The organism is Bacillus sp. RAR_M1_44, from assembly GCF_020165935.1.
Lineage (GTDB): Bacteria > Bacillota > Bacilli > Bacillales > Bacillaceae > Bacillus > Bacillus altitudinis.
Genome location: NZ_JAIUKX010000001.1, coordinates 2,514,882 through 2,529,892, shown reverse-complemented (window position 1 = coordinate 2,529,892; position 15,011 = coordinate 2,514,882). Strand labels below are relative to the sequence as shown.

The 15,011-nt window shown below is 41.0% G+C and carries 24 protein-coding genes; 11 read left to right on the top strand and 13 right to left on the bottom strand.

The annotated features are described in order from the left end of the window. Positions 1–240: 240 nt before the first annotated feature. Positions 241–966 carry an AzlC family ABC transporter permease gene (locus LCD34_RS13250; RefSeq protein ID WP_007496390.1) on the top strand — a complete coding sequence of 242 codons (726 nt, stop codon included), beginning with the start codon at positions 241–243 and terminating at the stop codon, positions 964–966. Then, positions 963–1,283: an AzlD domain-containing protein gene (locus LCD34_RS13245; RefSeq protein WP_146271967.1), complete on the top strand. Its 321-nt coding sequence runs from the start codon at positions 963–965 to the stop codon at positions 1,281–1,283. Before LCD34_RS13250 ends, LCD34_RS13245 begins: the two co-directional genes overlap by 4 nt. A gap of 35 nt (positions 1,284–1,318) precedes the next feature. On the opposite strand, the gene LCD34_RS13240 is transcribed toward LCD34_RS13245, so the two are convergent. Next, entirely contained in the window at positions 1,319–1,981 is a 663-nt protein-coding gene (locus tag LCD34_RS13240; RefSeq protein WP_025206822.1) for an O-methyltransferase, read from the bottom strand. A 149-nt stretch (positions 1,982–2,130) separates the two neighbouring features. Next, positions 2,131–2,316, bottom strand: coding sequence for a CsbD family protein (locus tag LCD34_RS13235; protein ID WP_008346686.1), 186 nt, complete (start codon positions 2,314–2,316; stop codon positions 2,131–2,133). Positions 2,317–2,443: 127 nt separating this feature from the next. Between LCD34_RS13235 and LCD34_RS13230 the strand changes: the two genes are divergently transcribed. Further along, a complete protein-coding gene (locus LCD34_RS13230) occupies positions 2,444–2,995 on the top strand; it encodes a GNAT family N-acetyltransferase (protein ID WP_017358427.1) in 552 nt (183 codons plus the stop codon). Between the two features lie 4 nt (positions 2,996–2,999). Here LCD34_RS13230 and LCD34_RS13225 read toward each other — a convergent pair whose 3' ends face one another. Next, entirely contained in the window at positions 3,000–3,587 is a 588-nt protein-coding gene (locus tag LCD34_RS13225) for a LysE family transporter (RefSeq protein WP_138825141.1), read from the bottom strand. A 111-nt stretch (positions 3,588–3,698) separates the two neighbouring features. Between LCD34_RS13225 and LCD34_RS13220 the strand changes: the two genes are divergently transcribed. Then, positions 3,699–4,253, top strand: a complete 555-nt coding sequence (locus LCD34_RS13220) for a helix-turn-helix domain-containing protein (RefSeq protein ID WP_041507617.1) — start codon at positions 3,699–3,701, stop codon at positions 4,251–4,253. A 43-nt stretch (positions 4,254–4,296) separates the two neighbouring features. On the opposite strand, the gene LCD34_RS13215 is transcribed toward LCD34_RS13220, so the two are convergent. The 6 genes from LCD34_RS13215 to LCD34_RS13190 form a co-directional block, all read right to left on the bottom strand. Then, complete coding sequence (locus LCD34_RS13215) at positions 4,297–4,590, bottom strand: hypothetical protein (RefSeq protein WP_008346693.1); 294 nt, start codon at positions 4,588–4,590, stop codon at positions 4,297–4,299. A 349-nt stretch (positions 4,591–4,939) separates the two neighbouring features. Then, positions 4,940–5,992, bottom strand: a complete 1,053-nt coding sequence (locus LCD34_RS13210) for an LLM class flavin-dependent oxidoreductase (RefSeq protein WP_024719164.1) — start codon at positions 5,990–5,992, stop codon at positions 4,940–4,942. Between the two features lie 17 nt (positions 5,993–6,009). Then, positions 6,010–6,633 (bottom strand): nitroreductase family protein, encoded by a 624-nt coding sequence (locus tag LCD34_RS13205; protein WP_224559276.1) that lies wholly within the window; start codon positions 6,631–6,633, stop codon positions 6,010–6,012. Further along, on the bottom strand, positions 6,617–7,090 hold the full coding sequence (locus LCD34_RS13200) for a MarR family winged helix-turn-helix transcriptional regulator (RefSeq protein ID WP_048002344.1): 474 nt from the start codon (positions 7,088–7,090) through the stop codon (positions 6,617–6,619). The genes LCD34_RS13205 and LCD34_RS13200 overlap by 17 nt, the downstream gene beginning before the upstream one ends. Before the next feature lie 108 nt (positions 7,091–7,198). Next, positions 7,199–7,702 (bottom strand): dihydrofolate reductase family protein, encoded by a 504-nt coding sequence (locus tag LCD34_RS13195; protein WP_046344935.1) that lies wholly within the window; start codon positions 7,700–7,702, stop codon positions 7,199–7,201. A 115-nt stretch (positions 7,703–7,817) separates the two neighbouring features. Continuing rightward, positions 7,818–8,369, bottom strand: coding sequence for a TetR/AcrR family transcriptional regulator (locus LCD34_RS13190; RefSeq protein ID WP_035704289.1), 552 nt, complete (start codon positions 8,367–8,369; stop codon positions 7,818–7,820). A gap of 150 nt (positions 8,370–8,519) precedes the next feature. Here LCD34_RS13190 and LCD34_RS13185 point away from each other — a divergent pair, with 150 nt between their 5' ends. The 3 genes from LCD34_RS13185 to LCD34_RS13175 all read left to right on the top strand — a co-directional run bounded on the left by LCD34_RS13185 (position 8,520) and on the right by LCD34_RS13175 (position 10,128). Then, positions 8,520–9,143, top strand: a complete 624-nt coding sequence (locus LCD34_RS13185) for a GNAT family N-acetyltransferase (protein ID WP_048001231.1) — start codon at positions 8,520–8,522, stop codon at positions 9,141–9,143. Between the two features lie 68 nt (positions 9,144–9,211). Next, positions 9,212–9,607, top strand: a complete 396-nt coding sequence (locus LCD34_RS13180; protein ID WP_008346708.1) for a VOC family protein — start codon at positions 9,212–9,214, stop codon at positions 9,605–9,607. Continuing rightward, on the top strand, positions 9,604–10,128 hold the full coding sequence (locus LCD34_RS13175; protein WP_224559275.1) for a GNAT family N-acetyltransferase: 525 nt from the start codon (positions 9,604–9,606) through the stop codon (positions 10,126–10,128). The genes LCD34_RS13180 and LCD34_RS13175 overlap by 4 nt, the downstream gene beginning before the upstream one ends. A 12-nt stretch (positions 10,129–10,140) precedes the next feature. Here LCD34_RS13175 and LCD34_RS13170 read toward each other — a convergent pair whose 3' ends face one another. After that, positions 10,141–10,410, bottom strand: a complete 270-nt coding sequence (locus tag LCD34_RS13170; RefSeq protein WP_035390333.1) for a YesK-like family protein — start codon at positions 10,408–10,410, stop codon at positions 10,141–10,143. Positions 10,411–10,461: 51 nt separating this feature from the next. On the opposite strand from LCD34_RS13170, the gene LCD34_RS13165 reads away from it, so the two are divergent. Then, positions 10,462–10,935, top strand: a complete 474-nt coding sequence (locus tag LCD34_RS13165) for a GNAT family N-acetyltransferase (protein WP_060832110.1) — start codon at positions 10,462–10,464, stop codon at positions 10,933–10,935. Here LCD34_RS13165 and LCD34_RS13160 read toward each other — a convergent pair. Beyond that, complete coding sequence (locus LCD34_RS13160; protein ID WP_318010723.1) at positions 10,927–11,715, bottom strand: GNAT family N-acetyltransferase; 789 nt, start codon at positions 11,713–11,715, stop codon at positions 10,927–10,929. The two genes, LCD34_RS13165 and LCD34_RS13160, sit on opposite strands and share 9 nt — an antisense overlap. Positions 11,716–11,876: 161 nt before the next feature. Between LCD34_RS13160 and LCD34_RS13155 the strand changes: the two genes are divergently transcribed. Further along, positions 11,877–12,317, top strand: coding sequence for a LytTR family DNA-binding domain-containing protein (locus tag LCD34_RS13155; protein ID WP_224559271.1), 441 nt, complete (start codon positions 11,877–11,879; stop codon positions 12,315–12,317). Then, complete coding sequence (locus LCD34_RS13150; RefSeq protein ID WP_073415855.1) at positions 12,314–12,730, top strand: hypothetical protein; 417 nt, start codon at positions 12,314–12,316, stop codon at positions 12,728–12,730. The genes LCD34_RS13155 and LCD34_RS13150 overlap by 4 nt, the downstream gene beginning before the upstream one ends. A 34-nt stretch (positions 12,731–12,764) precedes the next feature. Here the strand turns inward: LCD34_RS13150 and LCD34_RS13145 are convergent, their stop codons facing one another. Then, the gene (locus tag LCD34_RS13145; protein ID WP_046342763.1) at positions 12,765–13,967 is read right to left on the bottom strand and encodes an MFS transporter; all 1,203 of its coding nucleotides are present in this window, start codon (positions 13,965–13,967) and stop codon (positions 12,765–12,767) included. A gap of 31 nt (positions 13,968–13,998) precedes the next feature. After that, the gene (locus LCD34_RS13140) at positions 13,999–14,604 is read right to left on the bottom strand and encodes a TetR/AcrR family transcriptional regulator (protein WP_113747452.1); all 606 of its coding nucleotides are present in this window, start codon (positions 14,602–14,604) and stop codon (positions 13,999–14,001) included. Between the two features lie 138 nt (positions 14,605–14,742). Here LCD34_RS13140 and LCD34_RS13135 point away from each other — a divergent pair, with 138 nt between their 5' ends. After that, complete coding sequence (locus LCD34_RS13135; protein WP_081114932.1) at positions 14,743–14,928, top strand: hypothetical protein; 186 nt, start codon at positions 14,743–14,745, stop codon at positions 14,926–14,928. Positions 14,929–15,011: the final 83 nt, after the last annotated feature.

Genomic DNA, 15,011 nt, shown 5'->3' with positions numbered 1-15,011 from the left:
TCTCCGTTATGGACGGAGGTGATTTGGTACATCATGTTCAAATAAAGGCTTCCATTGCATATCAGTCACCCCAATTGTGTTTATTTTCTGATTACTTTATAACAAAATCTGGTTCACTTCAATCCTTTTTATCGCCATGTTTCTTCATATAATAGAAGTTCAATAGGATTGACATGATGAATTCGTTTTCTTATAGTAAGTAAAACAATTGATGTTTACACAGAAAAGGAGTAGAGGTATTTGGATGTTGAAGCTAGGAAACACATTCCCACTGCCGGAAACGAACCGTTTCTTGAGGGAATAAAAGATTGTGTGCCAACCTTGCTTGGTTATATGAGCATTGGGTTTGCCTTTGGAATTGTTGGCATTAGTTCGCAGTTAAGTATATGGGAAATCGCGCTGTTATCTATCTTTATTTATGCTGGCGCTTCACAGTTTATCATCTGTGCATTACTTGTGACAGGAAGCCCTCTTTCCGCTATTATTTTCACCACGTTCATTGTCAATTTACGGCATTTGTTACTCAGCCTTACGCTTGCCCCCCATTTTACACGCTACTCTGTAAAGCAGAACATCGGATTTGGTCTTCTGCTTACTGATGAATCCTTTGGCGTAGCGATGAATAAATTAGCACAGCAAGGAAAATTGAATAACAGATGGATGCATGGACTGAACATTACAGCTTATTTATGCTGGATTGCTGCGTGTACACTTGGCGGAATATTCGGACACTGGATTTCAAATCCAGAGGCGCTTGGTCTTGATTTTGCCCTATCCGCGATGTTTGCTGCGCTGCTCATTCTTTCTTTACAGACGGTGCCAAAAAATAAGCTCACCCATCGCTTATCACTTGTTTTATATATGTTTGTTGCGATGTTTGTGCTGCTTCATTTTGTTCCTTCACACGTGGCTGTTTTGTTGGCAACTGTGCTTGTTGCCACTATTGGGGTGGTGACAGATAAATGATTAGCAGTTTTATGTTATGGCTCATTCTTGGCTGTATGATTGTGACCATCATCCCAAGAGTCGTTCCATTTTTATTTGTAAGGAGTATACAGATGCCAGAAGTGGTGCTCAAATGGTTATCATTTATCCCCATTTGTATATTTACCGCTTTGATTGCAGAGCATCTATTCATACATACTACAGCAGGCGTCACCATTCACTGGATGTACCTTGCTGTCTTGGTTCCAACTGTGTTAATCGCTGTTTGGACAAAAAGCTTGTCCCTCACCGTTCTAGTAGGCGTCATGCTGATGGGCACAGCTAGATGGCTTTTCTAATAGAAAAAGCTTAACCGGATGCGGTTAAGCTTTTTTCATTTTACGATACCGTATATAAAGCCGTCATAGCCTTTTTCGCCAACAGTTTGAATAGCGGTTGCTTCAATTCTCGACTCTTGTTTGAGTAAATCGAAAAATTCACGCGTTCCCTTCACTCGCTCATCTTGATCAGAGGCATGGAGAACTGCCCCATTTCTGACCACATTGTCTGCAATAATGACTGTTCCCTTTTTTGAGAAATGTAACGCCCACTTCAAATATTGCGGGTTGTTTGGTTTGTCTGCATCAATGAAAATCAAATCGAACGGAAGCGTATCCTGCTCTTTTAACTGAGATAAAGTATCTAACGCTTTTCCTTGTAAAATGGTGACACGTTCTGCTAGGCCTGCTCTGTCTATGTTCTGCTGTGCTGTTTCTGCATGATGACTGACAGCCTCTAATGTCAAAAGTTCTCCATCTTCTTCAAGTGCACGGGCAAGCCAAATGGTACTATAACCGCCAAGTGTACCGATTTCTAAAATGCGCTTTGCACCCTTGGTTTTTGCTAACAAATAAAGCAGTTTTCCTTGGGCCGGCGACACATCTATTTCTGGTAACCCGGCTTGCTTATTCTTGATAAGAGTTTGCTCCAATACGTCATCTTTGGCCATCAATTTGTCTTTGATATACTCGTCAACTTTCCCCCATACTTGCTCCAAGTCATCCATCTCCCTTGTTCATGTCTTCTATTTAAATTCTACATGATGGAAGCGAGAATTTATAATCAATTCTTTTCACACACCTATTCATTTTATTGATGAAAGGAATGTGATGATGGATACATGGGGCGAGTGCAAGTATACGCAAACTACTGATTCAGCTTATTTTTCACGTCACCTTTTTTATCTTGAAGCTTTCCTTTTACTTGATCTTTCTTTCCTTCTGCTTTCAGGTTTTCATGATCTGTCGCTTCGCCAAGTTTTTCTTTCACTTGACCTTTGACTTGATTTGTTTTTCCTTTCGCTTTATCCATATGTCCATTTTGTTCACTCATTTTGTTCCACCTCCACGTTTGATACTGTTTATTTAGCCTTTTTGCACATGACAAAACATCTGAGTGTTCTGTGTGCGCGTTTCAGGTATGATAGACATAATGGAATGAAAGGTTGGTGGTTTGTTCAATGATCATTTCTGAAAGTATGTTCACTGTACGTGGTGTGACTTATCGTATTCGCTCTGCTGCATTAGCAGATGCCAAACAGTTATCAGCTCTCAGACTGAAAATCGATGGTGAAACCGAATATTTAGATCGTGAACCGGGTGAAGCTTTTATTGATGAGAAAGGGTTCGAGGCGTTGATTCAAGAGGATTCCAAGGAATGCCGTCATCTCTTTTTAGTTGCAGATATTGAAGGAGACATTGTCGGTTTTTCAAGATGCGAAGGGCATTCTCTTAAGCGCTCTGCTCACAAAGTAACGTTTGGCGTCGCCGTACAGAAGGCCGCTTGGGGCTATCACATCGGGAAAGAACTTTTAGCTGCATCGATCGACTGGGCAGATCAGCAAGGCATTCAAAAGATGTCACTTCAAGTAATGGAAACCAATCAAAAAGCCATTCGTTTATATGAACACTATGGCTTTGAGATTGAAGGCTTGTTAAAAAAAGATAAACGGCTGGCGGACGGCATGTATTATGATACGGTTGTGATGGGCAGGCAGCGGCCAGTCTCCTGACCGCTTACATGACATAACTCCAGATCATCGAAATCGCACTATACATAAGCAGCAGCCCCATGACGAACTGGAACGGCCGCTGATAAAGAGTCAAAAAACGCTTGAATACAGAGCCAAATAAACTCCAGCTAAATGTGCCTAAAAAACCAATGATGGCGAGAATCAACGTCAACAACATGTATTGCATATTGGACTGTCCATACGGCAGAACAAAAGTGGAAATGACGGTTAACCCATACAAGATGGCTTTCGGATTAATAAATTGCAGCAGCATCCCCGGGATAAAATGATTATAGCGGTCTAGTGTTTCGTCATCTCCGCCTTTACTTTTCATGATTTTGACCGCTAAATAAATCATGTATGCAGCTCCAATGAACGCCATGACCCACCCTATTTTCGGCATCACTTGATAGAGAATGATATTAAAAAAGCAACTCAAACACAAAATAACGAGAAATCCGATACCCACACCTAAACAAAAACGAAATGTTTGCTTAACCCCATATTTATTCGTAAACACCATGGCCATGATATTGTTTGGCCCTGGGGTAAAGCTACTCACAAAAGCATAGATCAACATAGAAAGAATCAAAATTGCCGCCTCCCTTGTACGTTATTAAGACTTTAATTACTTTATTGCGTATGTTACGCTTTATTGTAACGTTTGGTCTTTATAAAGTAAATAGAGAAAGGAGTTTTTTTCATGGAAGATGTACAATCGATTATTTCTAAAAATGTGAGGCTTCTTAGAGACCAAAAGAAATTAAGCCTCGAAAAGATGGCAGAATTAACTGGTGTCAGCAAAACCATGATTGGACAAATTGAAAGAGGAGAATCAACCCCTACCATCACGACTTTGTGGAAAATCGCGAACGGATTAAAGGTATCTTTTAGTGAGCTCATCCATGCACCACAGCCTGAAATCAAAGTAGTACGCCATGAGGATGCACAGATTTTAACGGAAGATGACGGGAGATATCGCGTATATACGACTTTTCCTTTTGATGATCGAGGGAAATTTGAAGTGTACCGAGTAGAAATTGATCCTGGCGGGTCGCTACATGCAAATGAACACATTGGCGGGACAGAGGAATTGATTACCGTTTTTGAGGGATCGCTTGATATATCCATTGGAGATGAACAGTATCGCTTAAAAGCCGGCGACTCCATTCGTTTTAAAGCAGACCGAACTCATACATATAAACAAATTGGAGAACAAATGGTCAGGCTGCAAATGATTCTTTATTATCCCCATTAAAAAAAGCTGACAGGCTTGTCCACCTGTCAGCTTTACATTTTATTTAATTAAATCCTGGATCGCGTACAACCGTTCCAGTAAAGGTAACTCTATATTTTCCTAAACCTAACTCTTCAATTGACGATTGATAGAGAATACCGACCCATCCATCCTTTGCATATGTAATACTTGATGGGATGTTTGACGTCGTATATGTTCTCGTTTCCGAGACGGTTCGACTTGCTTGTACCGTAACTTCACTGTTTACTTTCCCCTTCGCTTCTACCGGGACAGCGGTGACACCCGCACCCGTTAAAACAATTGCTCCAACCAAAACAGAAGTTATGACCTTTTTCATACAAAAATCCCTCCCTTTTTTTGTTGAACATATTAACCATACCATAATTTAGAACTTTCGTAAGTTATTTTTTCATTTTTTTGAAAATTATGATATGATTGTCTTATGCTGGATAGAGGGTGTTACATACTTCTATGCTTTTATCCTCACCTCGTTCTAGTGAAACAATTGATAACGGAGGTGATTTCATGAAAAAATGGCTTATCTGTTTTCAACTTGTTTTCCTCTTCACCTTGACGGCCACACCATTTGCTTCTGCTGCTTCATGCCCTACAGTGAAACCATGTGTTATTGATCCTTAAGCATAAGAAAAAGTCGATCAAGCCTATTCACTTGATCGACTTTTTTGTTATGCTTGTTCGGCTTCCCAGCGGGCAACCTCTTCTCTTACTTTAGGAGCCACTTCTTTTCCAAATAACTCAATAGCTTTCAGCACTTGATCATGCGGCATCGAACCGACCGGTACGTGCAGCATGAAGCGCGTAATGCCTACATTTTTTCGCAGATGTATCACTTTCTCTGCCACGGCATCTGGATCTCCTACATACAATGCACCTTCTAATGTTCTTGCTGCATCGAATGTAGAACGGGTATAAGGTCCCCAGCCTCGTTCTCTTGCTAATGTATTCATGACATGCTGTGTAGAAGGGAAGAATTGATCTGCTGCCAATTCTGTTTCCTCCGCAACAAATCCATGTGAATGGGATGCCACCGTTAATTTCTCAGGGTCATGTCCAGCGTGAATCGCAGCTTGCTTGTAGAGCTGCACGAGCGGTGCGAACTGTCTAGGGCTGCCGCCAATAATGGCAAGGACAAGTGGTAATCCTAATAATCCAGCACGTACGACAGATTCTCTGTTTCCTCCACTGCCAATCCAGATCGGAAGCGGATCTTGAACAGGTCTTGGGTATACGCCGACATCCTGAATGGAAGGACGATGCTTACCGCTCCACGTCACACGCTCTGACTGCTGTAATTTCAACAGTAAATCTAGTTTTTCTTCAAATAATTCTTCATAATCATCTAAGTCATAGCCAAAAAGCGGGAACGATTCAATAAATGATCCACGGCCAGCCATGATCTCTGCACGACCGTTAGAAAGGCCATCTAATGTCGCAAAATCTTGAAACACACGAACAGGATCTGCCGATGAAAGAACAGTTACGGCACTTGTCAGACGAATATTCTTTGTTTGAGTTGCCGCAGCTGCTAATACGACTGCTGGATTTGATGCGGCGAAATCTTCACGATGATGCTCTCCTACACCAAAAACGTCGAGACCCACTTGATCTGCTAAAATAATTTCTTCTACTACTTCACGAATGCGCTGTGCGTGGCTGACTGTTTTTCCTGTTTGAAAATCAGGTGTTGTTTCTACAAATGTACTAATTCCTAGTTCCATGAATGGAACCCCCTATCTTATAAATATGTCACAAATTCAGAGACCGGCTTGCGATAGCCTCTCGCTTGTCTGCTCTCTACTTTTTCTTTTCCGAGCGTGATCATTAATACAGGAACCAAATCTGATTCGATGTTTAACACCTTTTTCATTGCTTCGGGGTCAAAGCCGATCATTGGGCAAGTATCCCATCCCTTGTTTTTGGCGGCAAGCATAAATAGCATGGCAGATAATGAAGCATTGCGAATCGCCTCTACTTTCTGAAAGTCTGATCCTCTCTGCACATAAAAACTCATCGTCTCTCTGACCATTTCCTCATATTGTTGCGCATTTAAGATGCCGAGCATTTTTAGGCCTTCATAAATGTTTCCTGCTTGCTCATAAGCTTTCGGATCGCCGAGTACAATGATCGCTGCTGAAGCGGAATGCACCTTATATTGTCCAAATGCAGCATCTCTTACTTGCTCTTTAAGCGCTTCTGATTGGACGACGACATATTGCGTATGCTGTAAATTAAAGGCTGAAGGTGCCAGCTTCACTTCTTCAAAGATACTATTAAGCTCTTCTCTCGAAATCGAGATATTTGGCAAAAAATTTGATGCTGATCGTCTTTCACGTACCAATGTATCAAAACTGCGTGTCATCTTGTTTCCCCTTTTCGTGAAGTTGTTTTGCACCTAAACCAATTTTTTTCAACCATTCAATGAGCTGCTCTTTTTCCTCTGTTTCGATAAAGGACAGATTTTGTGATATGACATCTGTATGTTTTGGAAAAATATCGTCAAATAGCTGCTTCCCTTTATCTGTCAGTAATACATGGAATACACGTTTATCAGAAGGTGCACATTGTCTTTTGACTAATTCTTGTTTTTCTAATTTGTTGACCACATAGGTGATGCTCCCACTTGGAATGGATAAAATCTCACTAATTTTTTGAACGGGATGTGGTCCCTTACTATACAGTAATTCAAGAATTTGAAAGTTTTCAAATCCGATATCATAACGTTCAATGTCTTTTTGGATATTTGCAAAAAGGGCATGATAGGCTTTCATCCACACTCGGAAAAGCCTTAAGTCTAATTCTTGATCTTGCTGCACCATGGCAACTACTCCTTTTTCAATAAATCCTAAAACTAGGATAAATTTATCCTAACACTAGGATATTTTCTTGTCAACGTGTTTGTTTGATTAAAAAAAGACCCCTGTGACTTAGTGGTCTTCTTTTAACACAAAATGCATTTCAGCAATTTGTTTGTATTGATTCACTTGTTGTAATGAAAATCTAGATTCCTGTTCAGTTGGAGGGAAAAGAGGGATTCCTTTTCCAATCATGACAGGTGCGATTTGGAGATACAGCTCATCGACTAATTTTTCTTTTAATAATGCTTGAAGCAGTTCCCCGCCTCCTACTATCCAGATATGCTGGCCTTTTTCATTTTTTAAATTTTTGATAAACGAGAGAACATCTTCACGAACGATGTGGGTTCCTGTATGACTGTCTTGTAAAGTGCGAGAAACGATATAACACGTCTTGTCTTCATAAGGAAACTCATCAGGTGAAAGTTTGAGAACCTGTTCGTATGTGTTCCGTCCCATGATCAGCGTATCGACTGTTGCATAAAATTCCTCATATCTCGTATCCTCTTCGCCCTCTGTGCCTATGAGCCAATCTAAACGGTGATCATCCCTTGCTAAATATCCATCAATGCTCATTGCCCCATAAAATAGTAATTTCCTTTTCAATCTCACCACTCCCCGCCTCAAATAAGAACGTATATTCCCATTTTAACAGAATGAATAGAAAAATGATATATGATCAATTCGTTTCTTACGATTCCTGTTCTACCTTCATAAGAAGCTTGTACAAGATGTGCGCAAGCTGCCCCGCTTCGACTGTCATCCCTTCATGAATCCATTCCTCCAGTACACCAACAACACCAGACACAACAAATGAAGCCTCAATCTGTTCACGTTCCGTAATCTGACGCTGATCAAGTTGCCACTCTTTCATGATTTTTTCTTTAAAAAACGCTTTAAATTGATTCGTCGTTGGGCTATTCGGTTTGACAAATAACGTCATCATGAATTGTTTTTCTTTTAAATACTCAGTTGTTTTGTTTAAAAAGGACAGCATATCAAGCGGGTCCTGGCTTGGAAACGATTCATCGTATAGTCCGCCAAGCTGATTAAATAGTTCCTTCTCAAGCTGTTCATGCAAATCAAATACATCTTGGTAGTGCAAATAAAAGGTCCCTCTTCCTAAATCCGCTCTTCTAGATAGCTCTGATACTGTAATTTGTTGAACATCTTTTTCCTTTAAAAGCTCAAGAAAGCTTTCCCGTATCGCCTTTTTGGTTTTGATTGTTCGTCTGTCCTTCATCAAACACCCTCCATTTTTGAACAATCTGGCTATACCTGTCTATTTATGAACAAGAGATCATTCATTGCCGATGTTCGGTTTATTTTCCTCTTATTATAATGGACACATGTTCAATAATCTATATCTGTTCAAAAAAAGGAGGACCATCATATGTTTCAATTCAGACTTGCTAGAGAGGATGAACTGCCTCAAGTGGCAGCGTTGTTAGATGATTCATTTCAGAACTATTCATTTTTTGATTTATTATGCGAAAAGGTGACCAATCGTTCTGCTTTCGCCCGTCAGTTGCATTTGATCAATACAAAGGTATATTTTCAGCATCAAATCTGTTTGGTCGGGGTTGAGAACGAGAAAATTGTGTCTGCCGCCCTGTTAAAACATCCCCGTCTTCCTGAACCAGGACTCATGGATTATGTGTTATCTGGTGGGTTAAAGCTACTCTTTACTGGTGGCATATCGGCGATTCAGCATGTGTTCCGTATGTTAAAGGAGGCAAAAAAAGCGTGTTCTTCCTTAAAGAAACCTTACTGGTATTTAGAAGCTCTTGTCGTTGCAAAAGACCAACAAGGAAAAAAACTTGGAAGCCGTATGCTAAAGCAATGTCTTTTCCCCTTTATCGCCCGGCAAGGCGGCGGACTGTTCACACTGATTACACACAACGAGGCCAATCGTCATTTCTATCGAAAAAATGGGTGGACGGAGTTTGATGAGAGAGTACTGCACGGAGAAAACATGTCCCTAGAAAGCTGGAGTTATAAAACCGTGATCAAATAAGGTATCTTCTTCAAGGGATGATATAATAGAAGCAGTTCAAACAATGATCATACTTGGAGGAGAGACTGATGATACGACGACTTGATCATATCGTGTTGACTGTACAACATATGGAGGAAACCATTCGCTTTTATACAAACGTATTAGGAATGAAGGAAGAAACTTTTGGAGAAGGCCGTAAAGCCCTTCGTTTTGGCTTACAAAAGATCAACCTTCATGAAGCGGGTCATGAATTTGAACCAAAAGCTGCTCATCCCCAGCCTGGATCTGCTGACTTGTGTTTTATCACCGATTTAGATATAGACAGTTTATTGCTTCATCTTCGAAAGCAGGTTGTTCCAATTGAAGAAGGTCCGGTCAGACGTTCTGGTGCATTAGGTCCGATTGAATCCATTTATATCCGTGATCCTGATATGAACTTAATTGAAATCTCCCGATATATAGAGGAGGCTGATCCATCATGACGCGATTATTTTTGAGACCGATTGAAGAAAAAGATTATCCTGGTATTCATAGAGGATGCCAGCATGCAGAAACACTTTATATGACTGGCACACGCAAAACGTTCACACTAGAAGAAATTCGTTCAGCCTATACCCGTTTTCTGCAGGATGACAGTAGACGAGACTTTGCTATTTGTCTGCTAGACACGAAAGAAATGATCGGGGATGCGGCGATTGTGGATATTGATCAGATAAACCATACGGCAAGTTTCCGCATTGCGCTACATGGTCCAGAGCATTTTCACAAAGGATATGGCACTGAGGCTGTTCGGATGGTTCAAACATTTGCCTTTGAGACGTTAGAACTCAATCGGCTTGAGCTTGAAGTTTTTTCCCATAACCCACGAGCCTTTCGAAGCTATGAGAAAGCCGGATTTCAATATGAAGGAAAAAGACGTCAAGCGCTCTATTTCAACGGTGCTTATTCGGATGTCATCATGATGGGCATCCTTCGTGAGGAATACGATAGAATCAAATCATAAAGATGTCCCAGCCTACGAAGGGTCATCTTTTTTAAACAAATGAACCCCTGTAACGATGATCAAACAAATGATAGAAGAGAGAACGATAGAGACGCTTGATATGCTGAGCGCCATCCCTTCCCATCTGCCAATGAAGAAACTGCCGATCAATAACAGCAATCCAAACAAAGTGATACATACCGGAACAATCAGCCCGGCATGGCGATGCCTGCGTCTTTTTCCTGCCCACCACGAGAGACAGAGCACAATGACAGTAAAAATAGCGGTTTGTAGCCAGAACATATCGCATCAACTCCTTTTCTTTTTTATCCTATGACAACGGAGGTTTTTACAATGAATATTAGACCAATTCAAAAGCAGGACAATCCTTTTATCGCGGCCATTATCCGCCAGTCATTAGAATCAGCGAATCTTGCGATTGAAGGTACAGCCTACACAGACCCACACCTTGATCAGCTTTTCGAATACTATCAATCATTGACTCATGCAGCCTATTGGATTGCCGAAGAACATGGTGAAGTTGTTGGTGGCGTTGGCATTGCCCCTTTCACAGATGGCATTTGTGAGCTACAAAAGCTTTATTTAAGCCCAAAAGCACAAGGCAAAGGTGCGGGCAAGAAACTGATGGATACGGCCCTGCAATATGCTGCTACATACTACGATGCTTGTTATTTAGAAACCCGCAGTGAATTAACAGCTGCTACTGGTCTTTATCAACAGTATGACTTCTCTCTTCTTCCTGCACCGATTGAAGGCTCAGAGCATTCTGCCATGGATGCTTGGTATCTCAAAACCTTTTCAGCGTGAGGCATAAAATAAGCGATACGTCTTTGTCCACTGAAAACCTAGCTTCTCTGCCAATTTGGCCGAGGTTGCATGATGGACATCGCAATCCCAATGCGGTGTCTTCCCTTTTTCAACACAGATGCTGATCATTTGCTGAGCTGCTAACAAAGCCAACCCTTTTCCACGGCAGGCTTCATCTGTCCAAATATCGATTTCCACTCGTTTTTCACTTGAAAAAATAGAGATACATTCACTGACCACGTCTTCACCGTTTAAGATGGCAACTCCGACGCCATTAGATAAAAAGTGATCTACTCCTCCCCAATATGCTTCATAATAGCTGGATAGGAATACTTTGCTAGCGGCAATGACTTGTTCATTCGTACGTTTAATCATTTCATCTTGATCAGGCACAATCAGATCAGGAGAGGTCAAGTCATAAGAATACGCATGTCTTTGCATTTCATTCAGTTGGGAACCGAAGCAATTTTTCATCATCTCATCTGATGCAGGATTTGCTGAAAACAAAGTGAACCGTCTGTTCTCTCTTTTCTGCTTTTTATAAACATCCACAATGAACGTTGAACATAATGAAAGTGCTGCTTCTGTCCTGCCTGCGACATAATAAATGCCGGTTGTCGTCCCTGCAAAATAGACACACGGGTGATCTCGGTGATCCACATATAAATCTCCTTTTATCACCCCATCGAGTATCGCATCTACGAACACTGGATAGGCAGGATCAATCCGCCGAATTTCCTCTTTTACCGCTCCTGTCCTTTGTTGATCTACAAGATACAACATCATTCCTCCATTCACGAACGAGTATCTTTTCATTATAAAGGAAAGCCGCAGACACGCGGTGAATCTTTGCAACAAAAAGAATTCTTCTGCATCAAAGCAACATTCAATCGCATTCGCTTTCATCTATTGCTATGCTCATTGTGAGAGGAGGTTTATGAATGAAATTTCGTTTTTTCTGGAATCAAGAAAAGGATTTGACGGAAGTAGACGTCATCAGCCATCCACATAATCAAGAACGTTTACAAAAGATGGCATCAATGCTGGAGACTAGTACATCTCTAACGGTCAAAGATCCAAAAAATGATCGGCAGTCTCTTTTACCATTAGAACAAATTGAAGCGATCTCTGCGCTTGGACATCTGTCAAAGGTGATCACAACCGGAGGAATGACGTATTTTCTGAGCAAACGGCTGAAGGATCTGAAGTCGTTAGAGCGTGAACATTTCTATCGTATCAACAATGCAGTCATTCTCAATTTAGCGCAAGTCGACAGCTTTGTCGCTGGTACGTACGCTCGCTTAGAGGTCGAAACCATCTCGAAAAACAGTTACACCGTCAGTCGTCATTACGCCAAATATATAAAGGAGCGATTCAAATGATCAAGGAACTAAAACATCAATTTATGCAAACAGCTTTTGTCTCTATCGTATGGCTGACACTCATCCTGTCCATCACTCAATGGTCATCCTCTATCCCTTTTCATTACGTGTGGCACATCATTGCCATCGGTACTTTGGCAGGCATCGTCTTTGGGGTCATGTATCCTTTACTATGGAACTACTTTACCTTTCCAGCACCCATCAACATTCTCATCTCCACTGTCGTCAATTTAGGGTTTCAAGTAGGAACCGTCGCTTTATATTCGACTACACTGCTCGAATGGATCATGCCTTATTTTATCGGTATAGCCTTTCTCACATTAGTAGGCCATATCATCGCCTTTCTATTTTACAAAAAGCAACAAAATCAAAAACTGGCGCAGGCACTGAATCACCTGAAGCCGCAGCCTTAAAAAAAGAGACCTTATTTGAAAGGTCTCTTTTCTATTATTCTGCTGATGCCTCTTCTGTCGCCTTCCCCTTCCAAATAAGGGTTAAGCCCAATCCAAGAAATAAGACAACACCTGCAAACAGGAATGGGAAATGAATATTTTGATCGAATAAAATGCCGCCAAGTGCCGGGCCAAAAATCGTACCGAGGCTTGTGTAGGTAGAGTTCATCCCTGCGACAAATCCTTGCTGATTGCCAGCGATTTTTGATAAGAAGGTCGTGAGTGCAGGGCGCAATAAATCGAACGCAAGGAAAATCACACACGTCACGATCAGCACAACCATAAAGCCTGACACGACTGTGGAAACAAAAGCGAGAACTGCTCCAACAATCAAGCATAGTTGAATAACTCGTTTCTCCCCAAGCGCATTCACCATTTTACCAAACACGAGGACTTGGATGATGACGGCTACAATTGAACTGACGGTAATGATAATCGCAATATCCTTCGGACCAAATCCAAACTTGTGATTTGTAAACAAGCTAAAGACCGTTTCATATGCAGATAGTCCAAACGCCAGCACAAAGACAATGATGAAGGCGATGAGATAGCTTGGATGAATCGATTTTTTCAAGTCTTTAAAGAAGGTCGATTCTTTCACTTGATCCATTTGTTTCTCTCGCTCTTCTTTTGTTAATGGTTCCTTCAGCATAAACATAGACGAAATCACAGCAATAAATGCAATCCCTGCTGCAAAGAAAAACGGCAGGCGAACGCCATATTCTGCAATAAATCCGCCAATTCCCGGGCCGATGATAAATCCGGTACTAATAGCAGCGGATACATACCCCATTGCCTTTGATCTTTCTTGAACGGTTGTGATATCAGCGACATAGGCAGTGACAGCCGGCATGATAAATGCCGCACTAATACCGCCTAGAAGCCTTGCAAAATACAGAACATACACATGTGTCCCAAGGCCAAAAACGAGTTCTGATAACGCGAATAGAAACAGCCCAGACACAATCATGATCTTTCTTCCATATCGGTCTACCCATCTTCCCGCAATAGGTGATGCGATAAGCTGTGCAACAGCAAACGCTGCCACAAGATATCCCATCGTACTGCCCGTTAAATGCATGACATTCATAAAGAGCGGCATGACAGGTATGATCAGGCCGATGCCTAAAAACGCAATAAATATATTACTTAATAAAATAACAAGTACCGCTTTTTGCTCACGAATCGGTTTTTGCATGATGTTTGTTTCCCCTTTACTGACTCACTTGTTACTCATGATGGTTGATTCCGTGAATAAACAATGAGATCGCCTCTTTTTGTAAATCCTTTCTCTGCTGCATCGTGTCATTTTTATATAACACGTCTAATCCATAGAATACAGAAAGTAATATTTTGACTTTTGATTCAACATGCTGAATCGACCAGCTGCCATCTTCGTTTCCTTCAAGCAGGATGTCTCGCATCACATCATCAAAGTCCACATCAATTTTGTTCAGCCGCTCCATAACTTCATCTGATGTAAATGCACTGGCACAAAATTCTTCACTTGCTCTCATTAAAGGATAGTTAATCCCCATTTGACTAAGCAGCTCTGCAAACCCTGCGAGCTTATCAATGGCCCGGTGCAGCGTTTGTTTCTCTTTATGCCATGTCTCCATCATGAATCGATGATCCTCTTCCATAATATGAAGGAACAAAAACTCTTTTCCTTTAAAATGATGATAGAGGTTGCCTTTACTAATCTCAGCCGCCTCTAGAATATCTCGCACGGATGTTTCCGAATATCCTTTTTTCGCAAATAAATCACGTGAAGCGGTGACAATTTTCTGCTTCGTCTTTTCACTTTTTCCAGCCCCGCTCTGTGCACTTGTCATCTATGAACAATCCCTTCTACCTTACTTTTCATTGCATAGATAAATCAAAACCGACCAGTTGGTTTATTTTTTTATTATAAATGGAGATCGCCCATAATACAATGAAAAAGGCATCGACTTCCTAAGGAGTGAATCTAAATGAAAACAAACAAAATGATCATTTATGCCATCACCAAAAAGGACGTATACTTATTTTTCTTTTATGACCTATTCATTGCCACCTTAGCCTACTACCTGTTCAAAATCAAACCAACTATGTTATATGAATGCTTAGGGATAACAGGAAGTATTCTTTGTCCATTGTTGATGAGAAAGTGGAGATAGAGGTCATTTTCTCATCAAGTCTATCCCTATTTTATTTAATTTTTCTTAACATTTAACTTCACTTAAATATTAAGATCGCATAT